Here is a 21,839-nt window from a genome sequence, read left to right on the forward strand (position 1 = left end):
ACCGCCGGGCCCGGCACCGAGCCGGGGAGGCGGCCGTTCCCTGCACACGTGAGGTGAAACATGGCGCTGTCCCCCGAGGACGTCATCAAGAAGAGCTTCAGCGCGACGCACCTGCGTCGCGGCTACGACGAGACCCAGGTCGACGACTTCCTCGACGAGGTCGTGGTCGAGCTGCGGCGGCTCGTCACCGAGAACGACGGCCTGCGCACCGACCTCGAGGACTGCCGCGCCGGCGGAGTCTCGATGCGCTCCGTGGAGAGCCGACCCGAGGGCGAGGCGGAGCAGGACGCGGGGGCACCGGAGGGAACCGACGCCGTCGCGGCCGACGCGGGGGCGGCCGACGCGGACGTGGAGTCGCTGCGTCGTCAGCTCGAGGAGTGCCGGCAGGCCCGGGCGGCCGCCGAGGAGAGTCTCGCGGCGGCGCAGGAGCAGGTGGCGAGCGCCGAGCGCGAGCGCGACGAGCTGCGCGCCTCGCGGGACAGGGACATGGACACGGTGGCGGCTGTGCAGGACGGCGGCTCCGGTGAGCAGAGGACCGGCGACGGGGAGGACCCGAGCTCGATCATCTCCCTGGCCCAGCGCCTGCACGACCAGCACGTCGCCGAGGGCGAGAGCACCAAGGCCCGGCTCATCGAGGAGGGCGACGGCTACCGGGCAAGCGCCGTGGCCGAGGCCGACGAGCGCAGCGCCGAGCTGCAGCGCACCGGCCAGGAGACCCACGACCGGCTGCTCCATGAGGGTCAGACCCAGCACGACGAGCTGGTCCGCACCGGCCAGGCGACCCACGACCGGCTCGTCGAGGAAGGTCAGACCCAGCACGACGAGCTGGTCCGCACCGGGCAGGAGACCCACGACCGGCTGGTCGGGGAGGGCGAGACGAGCCGGGACCAGATGGTCAGCGAGGCCGAGGGCCGGCGTGACAGCGTGCTCAAGGACCTGCAGGGCCAGGAGGCCGCTCTCGGTTCGACCATCAGTAACCTGCAGGGTCAGGAGCGCGACCTGCGCCAGCGGCTGCGCACCTTCCTCGCCGACCAGATGGAGCGGGTGGACGCCACCGGGCCCACCTCCTCCTGAGCACGACCCCGAGAACTTTCCGCAGCGCCCCGGCCGACATCCTCGCCGGGGCGCTGCGGCATACCCGGGGGAGGGGGTGTCGTCCTGCGTTGTCAACGTCTGGGCGCTGATCTATTCTGCCGCCACCATCGCTCGTCCCCAGGACGGGCCAGCTGCGAACGAAGGGCGAGGCGTGGCCACGACCGCGAAGAAGGGGGGCTCCGGGACCGCGACGCGCCCGGGGCGGGGCAAGGGTGAGCACCGCGCCCTGAGCGTGAGCGAGGGCGAGAGCCCGTGGAGCGCCGCCGAGGTGGAGGAGCTGCGCGAGGAGCTGGAGGGCGAGATCGCGCGCTGCGCGCCGAGGTCGAGGAGGCCGAGCAGGAGCTCTTCGAACGCGGCCGGGCCTACGGTGACGGCGCCGGTGACGACCAGGCCGACGCCGGGTCGGCGACCTGGGAGCGGGAGCACGAGCTCTCGGTCACCAACAACGCGCGTGACCTGATCGACCAGAACACGCACGCGCTGGACCGCATCGCGGACGGCAGCTACGGCGACTGCGAGTCCTGCGGGACGCCGATCGGCAAGATGCGGCTGCAGGCCTTCCCGCGTGCGACGCTATGCATGTCATGCAAGCAGAAGCAGGAACGCCGCTAACCTCCCGTCCACCCCGGCGCTCCCACGTGGTGCTGCTCGTCGCGCTGCTGTGGGCCGGCCTGGACCAGGCGACCAAGTTCTGGGCCGAGGCGAGCCTCACCCGGGGCGAGTCGGTGCCGCTGGTCGGCGAGCTGATCCAGCTGCACCTGACCTACAACTCGGGTGCGGCCTTCTCGCTGGGCACGAGCTGGACCGGGGTCGTGACCACCATCGCCACCCTGGTGTCGGTCGGCATCGTCGTCCAGGCCTTCCGGACCCGCAGCCTGGGCTGGGCGCTCACGCTCGGGCTCCTGCTCGGTGGCGCCGTCGGCAACCTCATCGACCGCTACTTCCGCCCGCCCTCGGTCGGGCTGGGGCACGTGGTCGACTTCCTGGCGCTGCCCAACTTCCCGGTCTTCAACGTCGCGGACATGGGGGTCACCACCGCGGCGTGCCTCATCGTGCTGCTCTCCCTGCGCGGTTTCCACCCGGACGGCACGCGCGAGGGCCACGGCAGCCGCGAGGACGACGGGGCCGGCGCCGACGCGGCTGCCTCCCAGCACGAGGACGAGAGCGCCCGGTGAGCGAGTCGCGGGTCTTCACCGTCCCCGACGGCCTGGAGGGCGAGCGCGTCGACGCGGCGCTGCCGCGCCTGCTCGGGCTGTCCCGCTCCAAGGCCGCCACGCTGGCCGGCCAGGGCCTCGTGCAGGTCGACGGGCGGGTCGTCGGCAAGTCCGACCGGCTCACCGCCGGCTCCTTCCTCGAGGTGGAGCTGCCCGCGCCCGGCCCACCCGCCGGGCTCGAGGTCGTGGCCGAGCCGGTCGAGGGCATGCGGATCGTCCACGACGACAGCGACATCGTCGTCGTCGACAAGCCGGCCTTCGTCGCGGCCCACCCCAGCGTGGGCTGGACCGGCCCGACGGTCGTCGGCGGCCTTGCCGCTGCGGGCTACCGGATCTCGACCTCCGGCGCACCGGAGCGGCAGGGCATCGTGCAGCGCCTGGACGTGGGGACGAGCGGGCTCATGGTCGTGGCCAAGTCCGAACGGGCATACACCGTGCTCAAGCAGGCCTTCCGCGACCGGGTGGTCGACAAGACCTACCACGCCCTGGTGCAGGGGCTCCCCGACCCGCACGAGGGGACGATCGACGCGCCGATCGGGCGGCACCCCGGCCACGACTACCGCTTCGCCGTCATGACGAGCGGGCGGCCGAGCATCACCCACTACGAGCTGCTCGAGGCGCACCGGCGGGCGAGCCTGCTGCAGATCCACCTGGAGACGGGACGCACGCACCAGATCCGGGTGCACTTCTCCGCGCTGCGCCACCCCTGCTGCGGCGACCTCACCTACGGCGCCGACCCCACGCTGGCGCGCGACCTCAGGTTGGAGCGGCAGTGGCTGCACGCGGTGAAGCTCGGCTTCCTGCACCCGGGCAGCGGGGAGCAGGTCGAGTTCGAGTCGCCCTACCCCGAGGACCTGGGGGGAGCGCTGGACGTCGTCCGAGGTTGAGGTCGACGGCCCGCACGGCGCAGGCACGGCGCAGGGCCGGGGAGGAACTCCCCGGCCCTGCACGTGTCTCTCCGTCGGACGACGGTCAGCGGCCCCCGAGGATGCCCTCGAGCGTCTCGACGACCGTGGCGGAGAGGGCGCCGTCGCCACCGAGCACGTAGGCGTGCTCGGTCTCTTCGTTGCCCACGAGCCAGGTCGTGGTCGCTCCGGGCAGCGCGTCCGTCTCGCTGAGCAGGATCAGCTGACCCAGGGTGCCGCCCGGCAGGGCGTCCACCATGTTGGCCTGGATGCCGGAGGCGATGGACACCGAGCTGCTGTCCATCCCCTCGGCGACGAAGTGGTCGGCGACCGCGACGGCGGTCTCCCACCGGCCGGGGCCGGAGACCCGCAGCGGGTCGGGCAGCTCGTCGAGGACCTCCTCGTTGACCGCCCCGTCCCCACCGACGACCAGCGAGGAGTCGTAGTCCTCGAGGCGCCCGCGGTGACGCCGGGCACGCCGTCCTGCCGGACCAGCAGCACCGGGGTGCCGGTGGCGGCTGCCGGGCCGGACACCGCGAGGGCGTCGACCAGGTTGTCCTGGCGGCCCGAGGCCACGATGACCTCGTCGGTGCCGGCGCCCAGCTGCTCGGCGACCGCGACGGCGGTGCCGTACCGGTCCGTACCTGAGACCCGCTCGACCTCGATGTCCATGGCCTCGACCGCCTCGACGACCTCCTCGCCGACGGCACCGTCACCGCCGACGACGACGACCTCGGTGACACCGCGGTCGGTGAGGTCCTGCGCCGTGGCGACGGAGAGCCCGTCGGTGTCGGTCAGCAGGACCGGAGCCTCGAGAGCGGCCCCGAGCGGTGCAGCGACCAAGCCGTCGACCATGCTGGCGTCCGGGCCGCCGACCAGCACCGCGGTGGTGCTGTCCGGGTAGGACTCCTGGCCGATGGCCACCGCCGTCTCGTAGCGGGTCTCGCCCGAGAGCCGGGTGACGTCCTCCCTGTCCTCGCGGGCGTCGTCTGCGGCGATACGGACGAGCTCGACCAGCCCGGCTGCATACTCCTGCGACTCGGGGTGAGCCTCCTCGAACGGCGGCTGGAAGCCGACGCCCTCCCAGCGCTCCAGCTCCGGGTTCCACAGGTCGTTGCCGACCTCGAAGTTGTAGGCCACGATGTCGTGCTCGTAGTACATGTGGTCGGCAGAGTTGCCGCCGGCGCTGTACAGGACGTCGATGACCGGGCCGGTGTTGGCCGGCCAGGTCACGGTGCCACGGTGCTGGCTGATCGCCTCGATGATCCGCTGGGAGGCGTCGAAGAACTCCTGCAGGTCCTCCGCCGGGGGGAACGGCAGCGGCTCGCGGCCGGGCACCTTGTAGGCGCCCGGGCTCCACATGAAGTAGCCGCCGTAGCTGTGCACGTTCATCGAGTGGGTGATGTTCTCGTAGTTCTCCCCGATCCAGGCGGTGTTCAGCGTCTCGGGCTCGGACAGCTCCTCGGGGCCTGCGTAGGTGCCCGAGAGGCAGTTCAGCGAGCCGCCGACATACCCGTCGTGGACGGAGCCGACCGTGAAGTTGCGGTTGAGGTCGACACCCCACCGGTCCTGACGCCGCGGGTCGCGGGCGGCACCCTCGCAGTGGTTGCTGAGGTTCTTGCGCTGGAAGTTGTAGTCGTAGAAGGAGTAGTTCGCCCCGTCCGGGTTGACCACGGGCACCAGGAAGATCTCCACCTCCTCGAGCAGCTCGGCCGTCTCCTCGTCCGTGGCGGCATTAGCCAGCATCCGCTCGGCGAACTCCATCGTCGCCAGCGGGGTGACCCACTCGCGGGCGTGCTCCTGGCTGTAGGCCAGGACGCCCGGGCGAGACCCGTCGCGGTGCTCACCGATGCGCATCATCCGCATCGTCCGGCCCTCGGGGTTCAGGTGCGAGGCGTCCAGCCCGTCGTCCAAGGTGACGGACTCCACGACGGTCATCGTCGCCGCGCCGTCGGTCACCGCGTTGGCGCGGAAGGTCTCCTCGAACGTCTCGTTGATGTATGCGGCCACCTCGTCGACGGTGCTGGTGACGGCGCCCTCGGCGTCGGTGGCCAGGGAGAGGGTCAGCGTGCCGTCCTCGTAGACGCCGGTGAGCTCCTGGCTGGGCTCACCCGGGTCGGCGACGACGACCTCGGTGCCGTTCATCCCGTCGGTGCCGTAGGCGACCGACTCCACGGCCAGCGCGGCGGTGGCGGGGTCGCCGACCAACGCCATGGCCGGGCGGCGGTAGCCGAGCGACTCGTTCGGCAGCTCGACGACGTCGACCAGGTCCGGATACTGCGCAACGAGCCGATCGATGCGCTCGTCGATCTCGCTCGGCGTCATGTACTGGTCGATGAAGTCCTGCTGATAGCCCTCGGGCAGCTCCGGCACGTCGGCGCCGGGCCAGGGGGCGGGCTCGGCGGTCGCGGTGCCGCCCTCCGACGAGGTGACCGTCAGGCTGACCGGGGCCGACGGCAGCGGCTCCGGTTGGTGGTAGTGGAACATGTACTGGCCGGCGTCGACGTACCGGAACAGCTGGAAGGTGCCGCTCTCACCGTCCCCGGTCTCCCACTCGACCTCGATCTGCACGTCCGGGTTGTCGGTGGCGGAGGTCGACACCTGCACCTGCAGGAACGTCTGGCCCCCGGACTCCCACCAGTAGGCGTGGTCGACGACCAGGACGTCCGCGAGCATGCGGCCCTCGTCGGTCGCCTGCATCGTCATCCCCTCCTGGTGCCGGCGCTCGGCCTGCGCCCGGCTGGCCTCGAAGTTCGCGGTGCCCTCCTTCTCGCGCTGGATCACCTGGAGGAGGGTGGCGCCCTCTGCCTGCAGCGCGGTCAGCTCTGCGCCGGTGAGGACGACGTCGGCCAGCACCCGCTCGCCGCGGACGTCGGGAGCGGAGGCGGGCACGCCGGCGAGGTCAGCACCGTCAGCGACGAGCTGCTCGAGCATCTGACGGTTCGGCAGCTGGAGACGGACCAGCGCCGTCTCCTCCGCCGCCAGCTCGGCGTCGACGGAGGCGGTGGGCGGGTCGGCGTCACCGGGCGCCGCGGCGGCCGTGACGGAGCCGGCGAGCACCAGTGCTGCTGACAAGGTGGTGGCGAGGGTTCTACGCGACATTGCGCTCCTTGGGGGATGGCCGCCCGAAGGAAGATCATATGAAGCCAGGAATGTGCCGGGCGGAACTTTCATCCTGATCCGACGCAACCCCCGGGTCAAGAATTCTTGGGCAAAGATGAGGTAAATGTTCCCGAGCCACGGGTCCGTGGTGCCCTCGCGAGTGCCGCGCTCCGGCCTGCGAACGGTGGTGGTGGGGTCGTGGTGGCGGCATGACGGTCTCCGTCGCAGGTCAACGAGGTGCCCTCCGCGCAGGGTGACGGGCGCTCCATGCCTGTCGGTCCGGGGCTCTAGGATCATCTGCGATGTCCTCCCCAGCCAGCCCCGCGCAGAGCTTCGTCCACCTGCACAACCACACCGAGTACTCCATGCTCGACGGGGCGGCGCGCATCACGGACATGTTCGAGAAGGCCGCCGAGCTCGGGATGCCGGCCGTCGCGACGACCGATCACGGCTTCATCTTCGGCGCCTACGAGTTCTGGAAGACCGCGCAGAAGTACGACGTCAAGCCGATCATCGGGCTCGAGGCCTACGTCACGCCCGGCACGCACCGCACCGACAAGACCCGGGTGAAGTACGGCGACGGGGGACGCGACGACGTCTCCGGCGGCGGGGCATACACCCACATGACGCTGCTGGCGCGCAACAACAACGGCATGCACAACCTCTTCCGGATGGCCTCGCTGGCCTCGATGGAGGGCTACTACTTCAAGCCGCGGATGGACCGCGAGCTGCTGGAGACCTACGGTCAGGGTCTGATCGCCACCACCGGGTGCCGTCCGGGGAGATCCAGACCCGGCTGCGCCTGGGCCAGTGGGACCAGGCGGTCCAGTACGCCTCGGACATGAAGGACATCTTCGGGGCGGACAACTACTTCCTCGAGCTGATGGACCACGGCATCCAGATCGAGCGGGTGGTGCGCCAGGACCTGCTGCGGCTGGCCAAGGAGCTGTCGCTGCCGCTGCTGGCGACCAACGACCTGCACTACACCCACCAGGAGGACGCCAAGGCGCACTCGGCGCTGCTGTGCGTGCAGTCCGGGTCGACGATGCAGGACCCCAACCGGTTCCAGTTCAACGGCGACGGCTACTACCTCAAGACGGCCGCCGAGATGCGCGAGGTATGGCGCGAGCTGCCCGAGGCCTGCGACAACACGCTGCTGGTCGCCGACCGGTGCGACATCTCCTTCACCGAGGGCGAGGGGCGTTACATGCCGCGCTTCCCGGTGCCCGAGGGCGAGGACGAGACCAGCTGGTTCATCAAGGAGGTCGAGACCGGGCTGCAGCGCCGCTTCCCCGAGGGCGTTCCCGACTACGCGCGGAAGCAGGCGGAGTACGAGTCCGAGGTCATCATCGGCAAGGGCTACCCGGGCTACTTCCTCGTCGTCGCGGACTTCATCAACTGGGCCAAGACGAACGGCATCAAGGTGGGCCCGGGGCGTGGCTCGGGGGCAGGGTCCATGTGCGCCTACGCCATGGGCATCACCGACCTCGACCCCATCCCGCACGGCCTGATCTTCGAGCGCTTCCTCAACCCCGAGCGCAAGTCCATGCCCGACTTCGACGTCGACTTCGACGACCGGCGCCGCTCCGAGGTCATCCGCTACGTCACCGAGAAGTACGGCGACGAGCGGGTGGCGATGATCGTCACCTACGGCACGATCAAGGCCAAGCAGGCGCTCAAGGACTCCTCCCGGGTGATGGGCTACCCCTTCGCCATGGGGGAGAGGCTCACCAAGCGATGCCGCCGACCGTCATGGGCAAGGACATCTCGCTGGCCGGGATCCAGGACCCGCAGGACAAGAGGTATGCCGAGGCGGGCGAGTTCCGCGAGCTGCTCGCCGAGGACGACCACGCCGCCGAGGTCTTCGACACGGCGACCGGGCTGGAGGGGCTGAAGCGCCAGTGGGGCGTGCACGCCGCCGGCGTCATCATGTCCAGCGAGCCGCTGATCGACGTCATCCCGATCATGCGCCGCGACCAGGACGGCCAGATCATCACCCAGTTCGACTACCCGACGTGCGAGTCGCTCGGGCTGGTCAAGATGGACTTCCTCGGGCTGCGCAACCTCACGGTCCTGGACGACGCGATCCACAACATCAAGGACAACCGCGGCCAGGACATCGACCTGGACGCGCTGTCCAAGGACATGACCGACCGCAAGACCTACGACCTGCTCGGCCGCGGCGACACCCTCGGTGTCTTCCAGCTCGACGGCAACGGGATGCGGCAGCTGCTGCGGCTCATGCAGCCGGACACCTTCGAGGACATCTCCGCGGCGCTCGCGCTCTACCGCCCCGGCCCGATGGGCGTCAACGCCCACACCAACTTCGCGCTGCGCAAGAACGGCAAGCAGGAGATCACCCCGCTCGACCCCGAGCTCAAGGGCAAGCTGCAGCCGGAGATGGAGGCCGCCCTCGAGCCGATCCTCGGCACGACGTACGGCCTCTGCGTCGCGGGCGACACGCCGATCATCGATGCCGACACGGGCGAGAAGGTTCGAGTCGACGACCTGGAGCGCCGTGTGCAGGAGGGCTTCTTCACCTTCGGCGTGGACGAGCGTGGCAAGGTCGTGCGGCGACGCGTGACCCACTGGTGGCAGATGCCGGACAAGCCGGTGCTCACCGTGAGCACGAACTCAGGGCAGCAGTTGCGGCTGTCCTCGGATCACCCCGTGCTGACGACGCGAGGTTGGATCCAGGCAGGTGAGCTGCGGGCGGGAGAGGACCGGATCGCTCGTCCCCGTGACGGCATGGGGTACAGCTCCCCATCCTGCGTTCGACCGGAGGAGGCCGCCCTGCTGGGATACCTGCTCTCTGACGGCTACATCACGTTGTACGAGAACAGTTTCATCAATGCGAGTGCAGAGCTGCGCACCGAGGTGTCCCGCCTCTGCTCCACGTTGTTCGATGACGTCTTCCCCGTCGAGGAGTGCCAGGACCGCAGTGCCGCGCGCGTGAGGTTCGCCGCGTCCCCGGCCGGCACCGGGTCGGGCCGCAACCCGCGACGTGGCCACTTCACGAACATCGGCATCAACGCGTGGTTACGCAGCCTCGGATTCGCCGACAAGACGATTTCGGCTGACAAGTTCATCCCCGAGGCGATGAAGCGCAGTCAGCCTCTCGTGCGGCAGCGACTGATGGCAGCTCTCTGGGACGGTGATGGTCACGTCGGTGCCAAGTTGGCCTACTACAAGACCATCAGCGAGCGGCTGGCGCACGACGTCCTTGATGTGCTAGCCAGTCTCGGCATTCCAGCACGACTGCACGAGGCCGGCGAATACACCTCGGTCCGCCGTGGTCGCCAGCGGGCGTGGACCGTCCACGTGTACGACCAGCGCTTCTGGCAGCTCGTCACGCCGCACATGGTCGAACAGCGCAAGATCGCGGCGCGGACCGACAGGAAGATCGCCTCGCGTAGCCGCGGCCTGAACCGTCAGCGCATGCTCGAACACGCCAGCGATGTGCTGCGGGACGCTCCCGACGTGTCCGCGAGGACGAAGAACGCCATGGGGTGGGGCCCCGCCTCGCCCGCTGGGCTGCACCGCCACCTCTGGCGGCAGGGTCGGGTGCCGGAGCCGAAGACCAGCCACCCGGCGGAGGGCGAGGGCGGCTTCTATCCGCTCAACGCCACCGCCCAGGCTTACCTGGACGTCATGGGTACCGACGAGGACCGCTTCTACGCCTCGATGGACTGGAACAGGGTGACTGATGTCTCGGTGGGTCCGGCGGAGCCGGTCTACGACATCACCGTCGACGACGTGCACAACTTCATCGCTCACGGATGGTGCTCTCCAACTGCATCTACCAGGAACAAGTCATGGAGATCGCGCAGAAGCTCGCGGGCTACACGCTGGGTAACGCCGACCTCCTGCGGCGCGCGATGGGCAAGAAGAAGAAGGAGGTGCTCGACGCCGAGTACATCCCGTTCTCCGACGGGATGAAGGCCAACGGCTACAACGAGGCCTCGGTCGCGGCGCTCTGGGGCGTCCTCGTGCCGTTCTCCGACTACGCCTTCAACAAGGCGCACACCGCGGCCTACGGGGTCATCTCTTACTGGACCGGCTACCTCAAGGCCAACTACCCGGCCGAGTACATGGCGGCCCTGCTCACCAGCGTCGGCGACGACAAGGACAAGACGGCGCTCTACCTCGCCGAGTGCCGCCGGCTCAAGATCCCGGTGCTGCCGCCGGACGTCAACGAGTCGATCGGCACCTTCGCGGCCGTCGGCGACGACATCCGCTTCGGGCTGCAGGCGATCCGCAACGTCGGCGCCAACGTCGTCCAGGCGATCGTCGACACCCGTGACGAGAAGGGCGCCTTCACCTCCTTCGAGGACTTCCTGCGCAAGTGCCCGGCCGTCGTGTGCAACAAGCGCACCATCGAGTCGCTGTGCAAGGCCGGCGCCTTCGACAGCCTCGGGCACAGCCGCCAGGGTCTGGTCACCGTGCACGAGCGATATGTCGAGGCGCTCGCGGACGAGAAGAAGCAGGAGGCGATCGGCCAGGACAGCCTCTTCTCCGGCCTGTCCTTCGGCGGCGGCGACGACGACGGTGAGGACGCAGCCGTCCAGATCGTCACCCTCCCGCCGATCCCGGGGATCGAGTGGGACAAAACCGCGCGGCTGGCCTTCGAGCGGGAGATGCTCGGGCTCTACGTCTCCGACCACCCGCTCAACGGCATCGAGCACATCCTGTCGCAGCACGCGAGCGCCTCGATCCTGCAGCTCGTCGGGGAGGACGGGGCCAAGGACGGCGACTTCGTCACCGTGGCGGGCCTGATCACCAACCTGCAGTTGAAGCGGACCAAGAACGGCGACCCGTATGCCCGCGCCTCGGTCGAGGACATGGCCGGTTCGCTCGACGTCGTCTTCTGGCCCAAGACCTACATGACGATCTCGACGATGCTCGCCGAGGACACCGTCGTCGTGGTCAAGGGCCGGCTGAAGAAGGACGACTCCACCGAGCTCATGGCCAACGAGATGACCCTGCCGGACATCAAGGCCGGACCGCGTGGGCCGGTCGTGCTCAACCTGCCGCTGACCCGCGTGACCGACGGTCTGGCACACAGGCTCAAGACGGTTCTCGCCGACCACCCCGGCGCCACCGACGTCCACGTCAAGCTGAACCAGCCGGGGCGGACCGTGCTGCTCAAGCTGGACGAGAGCCTGCGGGTCACCGCGACCCCGGAGCTCTTCGGCGAGCTCAAGGCGCTGCTCGGCCCTGCCAGCGTCGGCAACTAGGCCGCAGGTCGGGCTCGGGCACGACCAGCCAGGGCGAGGTTGCGCGCAGGACGATCTCGGGGCGGTCCAGGCATCGCGCCGCCAGCAGCGCGCGGTGCCGGCCCGGAGCGGCCGGCGCCCCGAAGGTCGCCCTCGCCTCCTCGGTCGTGATCTCGGCGACCTCGTCGGTACCGCGCACCAGGGTGAAGGTGTGCTCCAGCCGCCAGCCCGCCCGCTCCGCACCGACCCGCCGGGCGAGGAGCTCGCCGTCGACCAGCTCGAGGTGGCAGTAGACGCCCGGCTCGGTGCGGGGGTCGACCTCGAAGGTCTCGAGACCCGCGGACGGGGCGTTGACGGCATACCCCCGCAGGTCCCGGACCGACCCCGGCGGTCCGGCGCGCACCGGCGCGACCTCGACCCGCTCCCGCCTGCGCCACGGCAGGCCCCCGCCGTGGCGCACCCGTACCTCCAGGCTCGCGGGCGGGTCCGCGACCGGCTCGTCGACCGCCCGCAGGATCGAGGCGAGCCGCACCACCGTCGTGGCCGGGGTGATCGCCGATCGGCTCACGAGGTCGGCGAGCGGGCCGATCACGTCGGCCGGTGCGTCGTGCGGGGCCAGGTCGTGCAGCCGCCACAGGTCGGCCACGGCGCGGGTCTGCGCCGCGGTGCGGATGTCGAAGCGCAGCGGCCCGCTCGTCCAGCCGCGACGGAAGTGGTTGTGGTCCTCGGCGTCGAAGTAACTCGGGACCCGGTCGCGGCCGAAGGGTCCTCGCGGCGCGCGGGGGAGCGGCGCGGGGGCGCCGCCGCGCCGCTGCCACACTTGCTCGGGCCAGGTGCCGGAGGCGAGCCGGTGCCGGTTGAGGTCGGGCCGCAGCCGCTCGACGACGTCGAAGGCGGCCAGCCCCAGGTCCCGCTCGGCGAAGGGCAGCAGGTGCGCCGCGCGGAGGAACTCCGGCGTCGCGAGCGGGTGCAGGGCCAGGCTGCGCCGGTGCGTGGAGTGCAGCACGTGGCCGAAGTGGGCGCGGTTGCGGTGCAGCCGGTAGTGCGCGTCCACCTGCTGCCCGATCGGCGCGTCCGGGACCAGCGCGAAGGCCTCGGCCACCGCCTCCTCACCCGGTGCCCGGACGGCGTCCGGCAACGGGACGCCGCCGTGGATGACCAGTCCGTGCAGCCGGCGCAGGTCCGGTGCCAGGCTCGCGACGCTCTGATCCATCGCCGCGAAGGGCTCGCCGGTGCGGATGGTCCGGTATGCCGTCCGCATGAGCTCCCCTGCCCCGCCCCGGACCGCGACGTAGGGGACCGTCGGCCAGCGCAGCTGCCGCTCCGCCGAGGCGGCCCACTGGCTCCCGGCGTAGAAGCTCTGGTGGTGGTCGATGCTCTCGGCGAAGGACAGCATCCGGTCCTCGTAGTCGGGCTCGACGTACCACGGCCGACCTGCCCCCTGCCGCAGCTCGTTCGAGACGACCAGGTCGCGCCACAGCCCCTGGCGCCCCGCGGCGTCGGCCCACCGGCTGGGGTCGGCGGCCACGAAGCTGCTGCGGGAGAGCACCCCCGCGTGGTCCATGAGGGCGAGCACGACCCGGCTGTCCTTGCCGCCGGAGGCGAAGACCCGCACGTCCGGCACGGCGTCCGCGACCTGGGCCAGCAGCGCGGCGGAGCGGGCGATCCCGGCGTCGAGCAGCTCGTCGTAGGACCGCCCCTGCGGGTCGGTGCTCATCGCCCGGGGCACCGTGCCGACCCCGCGCTCGCCCATCACCAGCAGCTCGTCCGGACGCAGGCAGCGGACCCCCTCGACGAGGGTGCGGCGGGACCACTGGTTGCGCAGCAGGACGTGGTTGGAGGCGAGCGTGGTGAGCGCGACCGGCCAGTCCACCGCGAGCCGGTGCCCGTCGGCGCGCAGCCGGTCGACGACGGCGTCCAGGGTGGTCCCGAGGTAGACGTCCTGACCCTGCTCGCCGGGGCGCACCGCCCAGAAGAGGTGCCCGAAGCCGTGGTAGTCGCTCATCGCGACCCACGTCCGCCCGACGTCGTCGCTGAGCAGGCCGACCCACTCGCCGGTGCTGTCCAGCAGCTCCGCCAGCGGGTATGCCCATGGCGCGGCCCCGTAGACCTCCCGCACCGCTCCTGGCCCCAGCAGCAGTCCCTCGGCCTCGCGCAGCCGGATCCGGGCATACCGGGACGGGCGCAGCACCGCCGACGAGCCCCGGCCCGCCCCCCGCACCACCCAGCAGGCCCGGCGGTGACGGACGGGGCGCTCGATCATGGTCCGCCCAACCTAGCCGGTCGGCGCCGCACCTGGCGCGACCCGGGACCCGCGGAGGGTTAGCGTGGGGCGGGTGACCGATCAGCCCGCCCCGCCCCGAGCCGCCCGCGTCGACGTCGTCCGCTCCCACCACGGCGAGGACGTCACGGACCCCTACGAGTGGCTCCGCGACAAGACCGACCCCGAGGTCGTCGCGCACCTCGAGGCGGAGAACGCCTACACCGAGGCGCGGACCAGCCACCTGGACGGCCTGCGCGAGCGGGTCTTCACCGAGATCAAGGACCGGGTCCAGCAGACTGACCTCTCGGTCCCGGTGCGCCACCGCGACTGGTGGTACTACAGCCGCACGATCGAGGGGGAGCAGTACGCCGTGCACGGCCGGGTCGCGGTGGGCGAGTCCCCGGAGCGGCCCGAGCTGGACCCCGGCGCCGCACCGGAGGGGGAGCAGGTGCTGCTCGACGGCAACGCCGAGGCGCAGGGGGAGGAGTTCTTCAGCCTGGGGGCCTTCGACGTCACCGCGCACGGGGAGCGGCTGGCCTACGCCGTCGACACGACCGGTGACGAGCGCTTCGACCTGCGCGTCAAGGACCTCGAGACCGGAGAGGTGGTCGACGACGCCGTGACCGGGATCGGCTACGGCACGGCGTGGAGCGTCGACGGCGAGCACCTGTTCTACACCCGCGTCGACGACGCCTGGCGCCCCTTCCAGGTCTGGCGGCACCAGGTCGGCATGCCGGCGCAGGACGACGTGCTCGTGCACCAGGAGGACGACGAGCGGTTCTGGATGGGGGTCGGCACCTCACGTGACGACCGGCACGTCCTCATCTGGCTCGGCAGCAAGAACACCTCGGAGGTGCGGCTCGTGGACGCCGAGGACCCCACCGGGGCGGTCCGGGTGGTGGCTGCCCGCGAGGAGGGCGTGGAGTACGACGTCGAGCCGGCCGGTGACCGGCTGTGGATCGTGCACAACCGTGACCACCGGGACTTCGCGCTGGCCGTGGCGCCGGCGGACAGCACCTCGGCGGACGACTGGTCCACGGTCCTGCCCGGCGAGGACGGCGTCCGGCTCGCGGGGGTGGAGGCCTTCGCCGGTCACCTCGTGCTCTCGCTGCGCCGCGACGGCCTGACCCAGCTGCAGGTCCTGCCGCTGTCCTGCGAGGGTCGCCCGGTGGGGGAGGGCTACCAGGTGCCGGTCGACGAGGCGGTCTACACCATCGAGTCGGGCAGCAACCCGACCTACGACACCGACACCCTGCAGGTCCTCGTCGAGTCGATGGTGACCCCGCGCAGCGTCTACGACCTCGACCTCGGCAGCGGGACGCTCACGCTCGTCAAGCGTCAGCCGGTGCTCGGCGGCTACGACCCGCAGGACTACCAGCAGCTGCGGCTCTGGGCCACGGCGCAGGACGGCACGCGGGTGCCGATCTCGCTCGTCGCCCGGGCGGACCTGTCGCCCGACGGCACGCACCCGGGGCTGCTGTACGGCTACGGCTCCTACGAGATCTCGGTCGACCCGCACTTCTCCGTCTCCCGGCTGTCCTACCTCGACCGCGGGGTGGTGTATGCCGTCGCCCACGTCCGCGGGGGCGGCGAGCTGGGCCGGGGGTGGTACGAGGACGGGCGCATGGAGCGCAAGACCAACACCTTCACCGACTTCGTGGCCTGCGCGGAGCACCTCGTGGCGACCGGCTGGGTCGCGCCGGACCGGCTGGCCGCCGAGGGTCGCTCCGCCGGAGGACTGCTCATGGGGGCGGTCCTCAACCTGGCGCCCGAGCGGTTCCGGGTGGTGCACGCCGGGGTGGCCTTCGTGGACGCCCTCACCACGATCCTCGACCCCTCGTTGCCGCTCACGGTCAGCGAGTGGGAGGAGTGGGGCAACCCGGTCGAGTCGGCGCAGATCTACGCGCTCATGCGGTCCTACACCCCCTACGAGAACATCCGTCCTGTCGACTACCCGGCGATCCTGGCGACGACCGGGCTCAACGACACCCGGGTCTACTACGTCGAGCCGGCCAAGTGGGTGGCCCGGCTGCGGGAGACGGTGACGAGCGACCCGCAGGACCGGCCGATCCTGCTCAAGACCGAGATGGTCGCCGGTCACGGCGGCAAGACGGGCCGTTACGACGCGTGGCGGGAGACCGCCTTCGAGATCGCCTTCGTGCTGGACCAGCTCGACGCCACCCAGGTCGACGCGACCCCGGACCAGCGTCCGTGAGCCGAGGTCAGGCGCTGAGCTCGCACGCAGGTGCCTCCTCGAGGTCGGCTACCGCCGCCTCGTAGGGCTCCGTCGTGTCCGGGGCGGCGTCCACCATGCCCAGCCCAATCTCCTGGGCCACGCCTACCCGAGCAGCAGACCCGCTGCGATCCAGCAGCGTGCATACAGGAGGATTTCCGGTGTGTGCGAGATTCTTCCGTCAATCGTCCTGAGGATCTGGCAGTATGGCGGATGAACTTGACGATCCGCGAGATGTGAGGAGACGACGCCGTGTCCGAGCCCTACAAGGTGACCTACGCCACCCTGACTGCCGACAACGAGGACCTGCACACCGCCTACGAGGCCGGGGTGGGGGTCGCGAAGAGCTGGCTGGGCGCCGAGATCTCGCGCCCGGCGACCCCGCCCCGGCGACCCGGTCGAGGTGTTCAGCCCGGCCGACCCCTCCGTCCTCGTGGCCCGGGTGCGCGCCGCCTCCCCGGGCGCGGTCGACGCGGCCGTCGAGGCCGCCCGCGCCGCCGGCCGGGACTGGGCAGCGACGCCCTGGCAGGAGCGGCTGCCGGTGCTGCGCGACGTCGCGGACCTCATCAGCGAGCGGGCCAACGAGCTCGCGGCCCTCATGACCATCGAGGTCGGCAAGAACCGGCTCGAGGCCCTGGGCGACGTCGAGGAGGCCGCGGTCTTCTTCCGCTACTACTGCGAGCAGGTGGAGAAGAACGGCGGATTCGAGGCCGCCATGGAGCAGCTCTCGGACACCGAGACCACCCGCTCGGTGCTGCGCCCGCACGGGGTCTGGGGCGTGATCAGCCCGTTCAACTTCCCCATGGCGCTCGCCGCCGGACCGGCCGCCGCCGCCCTGGTGGCGGGCAACTCGGTCGTGCTCAAGCCCTCGGTCCAGGGCACCCACGTCGCGTGGAAGCTCTACGAGACGATGCTCGAGGCCGGCCTGCCCGAGGGACTCATGCAGATCCTGCCCGGCGGCGACGACGTCGGGAAGGCGGTCGTCGCCCACCCCGGCATCGACGGCCTGACCTTCACCGGGTCCTACGCGGGAGGCCGGGCGGTCATGGACGCCTTCCGCGGCGACTACCCGCGCCCGGTCATCACCGAGATGGGCGGCAAGAACCCGACCATCGTCACCGCGTCGCCGACCTCGACGCGGCGGCCAAGGGGATCACCCGGTCCATCGCCGGGGCCTCGGGCCAGAAGTGCTCTGCCTGCTCCCGGGTGTATGTCGACGCCTCGGTCCACGACGAGCTGGTCCAGACCCTGGGCAAGGCGGTGAGCGAGGTCGTCGTCGGGGACCCGCTGGAGCGAGCGACGTTCTGCGGCCCGGTCATCGACGCCGAGGCGGTCGAGCGATTCCGCGCCGCGGTGGAGCACGCCCGCGAGGCCGGAGGCACGGTCGTCGCCGGGGGCGAGGTGCTGCAGGGGGCCGAGGGCCACCCGGGCTACTTCGTCCAGCCCACCCTCATCTCCGGCCTCCCGGCCGACGACGAGCTCTTCAGCACCGAGCTCTTCGTGCCGCTGGCGGTCGTCGCCCCGGTCGACTCCCTGGACGAGGCGCTGGAGCGGGCCAACGACACGGTCTTCGGGCTCACCGCCGGCCTCTTCGCCGGCGAGCAGGACGAGATCGACCGCTTCCTCGCCCAGATCGAGGCCGGCGTCGTCTACGTCAACCGGCCGGCCGGCGCCACCACAGGCGCCTGGCCGGGAGTGCAGCCGTTCGGAGGCTGGAAGGGTTCGGGCAGCTCGGGCAAGGCCGGTGGCGGCCTGCACTACGTCCAGCTCTTCATGCGCGAGCAGTCGCAGACGATCGTCAGCGGCTGACGCGCCCGAGCACTCCCGACCGGACACCCCTTCCGTCCACACCCCGACCACACCCCTCCCGCCCGAACACCCCTTCCGTCCGGCGGAGGGGGCATACCAGAACCTTCGTCAAGGAGACCCGATGACCGACACCGCCCTGGCGCCCAGCGAGCCAACCACTGACTGGGCCGACCCCACCCGTCCCGTCCCCGACCTGCGCACCGAGCTGCCGGGGCCGCGCACCCGCGAGATCGTCGCGGGCGACCAGGCCGTGACCAGCCCCTCGCTCCCGCGCGCTTACCCCTTCGCCCCGCACCGCGGCGCGGCTGCCGGATCGAGGACGTCGACGGCAACCTCTTCCTCGACTTCAACGCGGGCATCGCGGTGAACTCGACCGGGCACGCCCACCCGGAGGTGGTGCGCGCCGTCCAGGACCAGGCCGCCGACCTGCTGCACTACTCGGCCAGCGACTTCTTCCTGCCCGTCTACTCGCAGATGTGCACCGCCCTCGCGCGCACCGCTCCCATGAGCGAGCCGGTCCGGGTCTTCCTGACCAACTCCGGCGCGGAGGCGGTCGAGGGCGCCCTCAAGCTGGCCCGCTACGCCACGAAGCGGCCCTACGTCGTCAGCTTCTACGGCGCCTTCCACGGCCGCACCATGGGCGCGGTCTCGCTCACCAGCTCCAAGCCGAAGTACCACCAGGGGTTCGGGCCGCTGCTGCCCGGCGTGATCCACGTCCCGTACGCCGACCCCGCCAAGGTCGCCGCCGGGCAGGACGAGCAGGACACCGCGACCTTCGAGGCGCTGGAGACGATCTTCCGCCACGACGTGGCCCCGAGCGAGGTCGCCGCGATCTTCGTCGAGCCGATCCAGGGCGAGGGCGGTTACATCGTCCCGGGCGACGGCTGGATGCGACGGTTGCGCGAGCTGTGCGACGAGCACGGCATCCTGCTGATCGCCGACGAGGTCCAGTGCGGGATGGGCCGGACCGGCACGATGTGGGCGATCGAGCAGACCGGCGTCGAGCCGGACGTGCTGCTGTCCGCCAAGGGCATCGCCTCCGGTCTCCCGCTCGGCGCCTTCATCGCCCGCGCCTCGCTCATGGAGAGCTGGGGCGTCGGCACCCACGGGTCGACCTACGGCGGCAGCCCGGTGCCGTGCGCCGCCGGGCTGGCGACACTTCGGGTCATCGAGTCCGAGAGTCTCCTGGGCCACGCGCGCGAGGTCGGTGACCAGCTCCTGACCGGGCTGCGCGAGATCCAGGCGCAGCACCCGGACGCCGTCGTCGACGTGCGCGGCGTCGGGCTGATGATCGGCGTCGAGTTCGCCGACGGAGCCCTGTCGGGCGCGGTCCAGCAGGCGGCCTTCGAGCGGGGGCTGCTCGTCCTCGAGGCGGGCGAGAGCGTCGTGCGGATGTCGCCGCCGCTCGTGGTCACGCCGGAGGAGGCGCGGATCGGGCTGCGGATCTTCGGCGAGGCGGTCGCGACCGCCGTCGCCGACCGACAGGGCTGAGCCCCGTCGTGGCCTCGGCGCACGTCTTCTCCCGCGGTGGCGCCGAGCGGGTCCGCGTCGACCACGGCCGCGGTGCCGAGCTGGTCGACGTCGAGGGCCGGCGCTACCTCGACGCCGCGGGCGGCGCCGTCGTCGTGGGCATCGGTCACGGCGTCACCGAGGTGGTCGAGGCGGCCGCCGCCCAGGCCTCCCGGGTCGCCTACGTCCACGGCTCGGCCTTCTCCAGCGAGGTCCTGGAGGAGTATGCCGACGCCCTGGGCCCGCTGCTCCCGCTCGAGAACCCCCGCATCTACCCGGTCTCGGGAGGGAGCGAGGCGGTGGAGTCCGCGCTGAAGATGGCGCGGGCCTACCACCTCGCGCGGGGCGAGGACCGGGACGTCGTCATCGGACGGCACGGCTCCTACCACGGCAACACCCGCGGGGCACTCAGCGTCTCGGGACGGCAGGGGCTGCGGCAGCCCTACCTGCCCTGGTTGACCGGGGTCGCGCACACCAGCACCCCGTACGAGTACCGCTGCCCCTTCCCCGAGGCCCATCCCGACGGCTGCGCGCAGCGGCACGCCGAGGCGCTGGAGGCGGAGATCCAGGGGCTCGGGCCGGCGCGCGTGGCCGCCTTCGTCGCCGAGCCGATCTCCGGGGCCGGGCTCGCGCCTGCGTGCCGCCAGACGACTACTGGCCGGCGATCGCCGAGGTGTGCGCGCGCCACGGCGTCCTCGTCGTCGCCGACGAGGTGATGACCGGTTTCGGTCGCACCGGCGCCTGGTTCGGCGGCGACCACTTCGGGTTGCGCCCGGACCTGCTCGTCGCGGGCAAGGGCACCGCCTCCGGTTACTGGCCCCTGGGTCTGGCGGTCGCCAGCGGTGCGGTGCACGACACGTTGCGCGAGGGCGGCTTCGTCCACGGCTTCACCTACTCCCACCACGTCGTCGGCGCCGCCACCGGGCTGGCGGTGCTGCGGGTCCTGCAGCGTGAGGGCCTGGTCGAGGCCTCCGCTCGGCAGGGGGAGCGGCTGCACGCGGCGCTGCGCCGGGAGCTCGCCGACGTGCGCGTGGTCGGGGACGTGCGGGGCCGCGGCCTGCTGCAGGCGGTGGAGCTGGTCGCCGACCCGGCGACCCGGGAGCCCTTCGAGCGCAGCGAGCGCGTCACCGAACGCGTGCTGGAGGCCTGCCGGGAGCAGGGGGTGCTCGTCTACCCGGGCACCGGCTGTGCCGACGGACGGCGTGGTGACCTGCTGCTGCTCGGCCCGCCGCTGGTGGTCACCGACGACGAGGTGGACCGGATCGCCGCCGGGGTGGCGCAGGGCCTACGTGACGTGCTCGGCGGTGTCGGTGCCGGCGGCTAGCGTTCGGTCCATGTCCTGCCTGTTCTGCCGCATCGTCGCCCGTGAGGAGCCCGCGCACGTGGTCCTGGACCGTGAGCACGTGGTGGGTTTCCTCGACGTCCGTCCGGTCTTCAAGGGCCACGTGCTCCTCGTCCCGCGCGAGCACGTCGACACCCTGACCGAGCTGCCGGACGCCTGGTCGAGCCGTTCTTCGCCACGGTGCGCGAGGTCGCCGCGGTCGTGCGCGACGAGCTCGGGGCGCAGGGCACCTTCGTCGCGATGAACAACACCGTCAGTCAGTCGGTGCCGCACCTGCACGCGCACGTGGTGCCGCGGACGAAGGGTGATGGTCTCCGGGGCTTCTTCTGGCCTCGGGTGAGGTATGCCGACGGTGAGGCCGCGCGGTATGCCGAGGAGCTGCGGGCGGCTCTGAGCTGAGGCGGCGCGGTCAGGGTCCCTCCTCCCCGCGCAGGGCCGCGACCTCGGCCCGCAGCTCGCGCACCTGCTCGGTGAGCGCCGTGACGTCGGCGGCGGTGGCCGGCTGCCTGGCCGGGTCGGGCTCGGCGATCCGCTCGATCAACCAGGAGGCCAGGCTGGCGGTGACGATGCCGAGCAGGGCGATGCCGCAGAGCATGAGCCCGACGGCGAAGAGCCGACCCTCGACCGTGACCGGCGAGTAGTCGCCGTAGCCGACGGTCGTCACCGTGACGAAGGACCACCACAGGGCGTCCTGCCAGGTCTCGATGCTGGCCCCCGGCTCGCCGCGCTCGACGTTGAGGACGGCGAGGGAGGAGATGGTGACGACGAGGATCGTCGCGACACCGACATACATCGCGACGTGGCCCCGCAGCTTCTCCCCGGCCACCTGGTGCACGAAGGACAGCGCGGCGACGAGACGCAGCGGGCGCAGGGCGGGGAGTGCGACGGCCGCGAGGTCGATCGGGTGCCTGCGGACGAACTCCCACTTCTTCGGTGCCACGACGAGGCGGTAGACGTAGTCCACCAGGAAGATCACCCAGACGACGTCCTGGACCGTCATGAGGGTGCCCCGCAGCCCCGTCGGCAGGCCGGGGTCGACGATCGGCACCGCGAAGGCGACCAGGAAGACGAGGGCGGCGATCATGAGGGGGATCTGGGTGCGGGACTCCCAGCGCTCCAGGCGGTTCATGCGGCCATGATCCCAGGGGCGT

Annotated in this window: 15 protein-coding genes and 2 pseudogenes; 13 read left to right on the plus strand and 4 right to left on the minus strand. The window is 71.4% G+C overall.

Features of this window, described 5'->3' with window-relative positions:
• The first annotated feature begins 60 nt into the window (after positions 1 to 60).
• The 4 genes from BJF80_RS16955 (at position 61) to BJF80_RS16970 (ending at position 3,196) form a co-directional block, all read left to right on the plus strand.
• Complete coding sequence (locus BJF80_RS16955) at positions 61 to 1,074, plus strand: DivIVA domain-containing protein (RefSeq protein ID WP_075815452.1); 1,014 nt, start codon at positions 61 to 63, stop codon at positions 1,072 to 1,074.
• A 273-nt stretch (positions 1,075 to 1,347) separates the two neighbouring features.
• A complete protein-coding gene (locus tag BJF80_RS16960) occupies positions 1,348 to 1,707 on the plus strand; it encodes a TraR/DksA family transcriptional regulator (protein ID WP_075815454.1) in 360 nt (119 codons plus the stop codon).
• 26 nt (positions 1,708 to 1,733) lie between these two features.
• Positions 1,734 to 2,270, plus strand: a complete 537-nt coding sequence (gene lspA / locus BJF80_RS16965; protein ID WP_075815456.1) for a signal peptidase II — start codon at positions 1,734 to 1,736, stop codon at positions 2,268 to 2,270.
• Positions 2,267 to 3,196 carry an RluA family pseudouridine synthase gene (locus BJF80_RS16970; RefSeq protein WP_075815458.1) on the plus strand — a complete coding sequence of 310 codons (930 nt, stop codon included), beginning with the start codon at positions 2,267 to 2,269 and terminating at the stop codon, positions 3,194 to 3,196. Before lspA ends, BJF80_RS16970 begins: the two co-directional genes overlap by 4 nt.
• Before the next feature lie 85 nt (positions 3,197 to 3,281).
• Here the strand turns inward: BJF80_RS16970 and BJF80_RS21715 are convergent, their stop codons facing one another.
• Together BJF80_RS21715 and BJF80_RS21350 are read right to left on the minus strand one after the other, a co-directional pair.
• Positions 3,282 to 3,473 carry a hypothetical protein gene (locus tag BJF80_RS21715; RefSeq protein ID WP_187344390.1) on the minus strand — a complete coding sequence of 64 codons (192 nt, stop codon included), beginning with the start codon at positions 3,471 to 3,473 and terminating at the stop codon, positions 3,282 to 3,284.
• On the minus strand, positions 3,434 to 6,316 hold the full coding sequence (locus BJF80_RS21350) for a M14 family zinc carboxypeptidase (protein WP_083673782.1): 2,883 nt from the start codon (positions 6,314 to 6,316) through the stop codon (positions 3,434 to 3,436). Before BJF80_RS21350 ends, BJF80_RS21715 begins: the two co-directional genes overlap by 40 nt.
• 302 nt (positions 6,317 to 6,618) lie before the next feature.
• On the opposite strand from BJF80_RS21350, the pseudogene dnaE reads away from it, so the two are divergent.
• Positions 6,619 to 11,532: pseudogene (gene dnaE, locus BJF80_RS20590) on the plus strand (DNA polymerase III subunit alpha); the annotation flags it as partial.
• On the opposite strand, the gene BJF80_RS16995 reads toward dnaE, so the two are convergent.
• Positions 11,516 to 13,795 (minus strand): hypothetical protein, encoded by a 2,280-nt coding sequence (locus BJF80_RS16995; RefSeq protein ID WP_075815464.1) that lies wholly within the window; start codon positions 13,793 to 13,795, stop codon positions 11,516 to 11,518. The pseudogene dnaE and the gene BJF80_RS16995 overlap by 17 nt on opposite strands.
• Positions 13,796 to 13,868: 73 nt before the next feature.
• Between BJF80_RS16995 and BJF80_RS17000 the strand changes: the two genes are divergently transcribed.
• From BJF80_RS17000 to BJF80_RS20960, 8 genes and pseudogenes are all read left to right on the plus strand, one after another.
• The gene (locus BJF80_RS17000; RefSeq protein WP_075815466.1) at positions 13,869 to 16,010 is read left to right on the plus strand and encodes a S9 family peptidase; all 2,142 of its coding nucleotides are present in this window, start codon (positions 13,869 to 13,871) and stop codon (positions 16,008 to 16,010) included.
• Between the two features lie 460 nt (positions 16,011 to 16,470).
• Positions 16,471 to 17,837 (plus strand): annotated as a pseudogene (locus BJF80_RS20595) (aldehyde dehydrogenase family protein).
• Positions 17,838 to 17,958: 121 nt separating this feature from the next.
• Positions 17,959 to 18,204, plus strand: coding sequence for a hypothetical protein (locus tag BJF80_RS20600; protein WP_237767680.1), 246 nt, complete (start codon positions 17,959 to 17,961; stop codon positions 18,202 to 18,204).
• A complete protein-coding gene (locus BJF80_RS17010; RefSeq protein WP_237767684.1) occupies positions 18,195 to 19,328 on the plus strand; it encodes an aspartate aminotransferase family protein in 1,134 nt (377 codons plus the stop codon). Before BJF80_RS20600 ends, BJF80_RS17010 begins: the two co-directional genes overlap by 10 nt.
• A gap of 8 nt (positions 19,329 to 19,336) precedes the next feature.
• Positions 19,337 to 20,062 carry an aminotransferase class III-fold pyridoxal phosphate-dependent enzyme gene (locus BJF80_RS20945; RefSeq protein WP_202817247.1) on the plus strand — a complete coding sequence of 242 codons (726 nt, stop codon included), beginning with the start codon at positions 19,337 to 19,339 and terminating at the stop codon, positions 20,060 to 20,062.
• A complete protein-coding gene (locus tag BJF80_RS20950; protein WP_202817248.1) occupies positions 19,984 to 20,670 on the plus strand; it encodes an aminotransferase class III-fold pyridoxal phosphate-dependent enzyme in 687 nt (228 codons plus the stop codon). Before BJF80_RS20945 ends, BJF80_RS20950 begins: the two co-directional genes overlap by 79 nt.
• Positions 20,671 to 20,680: 10 nt before the next feature.
• Complete coding sequence (locus BJF80_RS20955; protein ID WP_269087421.1) at positions 20,681 to 20,932, plus strand: HIT family protein; 252 nt, start codon at positions 20,681 to 20,683, stop codon at positions 20,930 to 20,932.
• Complete coding sequence (locus tag BJF80_RS20960; protein ID WP_269087422.1) at positions 20,890 to 21,087, plus strand: HIT family protein; 198 nt, start codon at positions 20,890 to 20,892, stop codon at positions 21,085 to 21,087. Before BJF80_RS20955 ends, BJF80_RS20960 begins: the two co-directional genes overlap by 43 nt.
• A 10-nt stretch (positions 21,088 to 21,097) precedes the next feature.
• Here BJF80_RS20960 and BJF80_RS17025 read toward each other — a convergent pair whose 3' ends face one another.
• Positions 21,098 to 21,817: a potassium channel family protein gene (locus BJF80_RS17025; protein WP_022924813.1), complete on the minus strand. Its 720-nt coding sequence runs from the start codon at positions 21,815 to 21,817 to the stop codon at positions 21,098 to 21,100.
• Between the last annotated feature and the right edge of the window lie 22 nt (positions 21,818 to 21,839).

The sequence above is a fragment of the Serinicoccus sp. CUA-874 genome, assembly GCF_001942225.1.
In the GTDB taxonomy this organism is placed as follows: Bacteria; Actinomycetota; Actinomycetes; order Actinomycetales; family Dermatophilaceae; genus Ornithinicoccus; species Ornithinicoccus marinus.

What these genes read in the sequence shown, in the direction of transcription:
- BJF80_RS16955 (WP_075815452.1), top strand. Translation starts at nt 61, where the DNA reads ATGGCGCTGTCCCCCGAGGACGTCATCAAGAAGAGCTTCAGCGCGACG.
- BJF80_RS21715 (WP_187344390.1), bottom strand. Translation starts at nt 3,473, where the DNA reads ATGGTGGACGCCCTGCCGGGCGGCACCCTGGGTCAGCTGATCCTGCTC.
- BJF80_RS21350 (WP_083673782.1), bottom strand. Translation starts at nt 6,316, where the DNA reads ATGTCGCGTAGAACCCTCGCCACCACCTTGTCAGCAGCACTGGTGCTC.
- BJF80_RS16995 (WP_075815464.1), bottom strand. Translation starts at nt 13,795, where the DNA reads ATGATCGAGCGCCCCGTCCGTCACCGCCGGGCCTGCTGGGTGGTGCGG.
- BJF80_RS20600 (WP_237767680.1), top strand. Translation starts at nt 17,959, where the DNA reads ATGACCGACACCGCCCTGGCGCCCAGCGAGCCAACCACTGACTGGGCC.
- BJF80_RS20955 (WP_269087421.1), top strand. Translation starts at nt 20,681, where the DNA reads ATGTCCTGCCTGTTCTGCCGCATCGTCGCCCGTGAGGAGCCCGCGCAC.
- BJF80_RS17025 (WP_022924813.1), bottom strand. Translation starts at nt 21,817, where the DNA reads ATGAACCGCCTGGAGCGCTGGGAGTCCCGCACCCAGATCCCCCTCATG.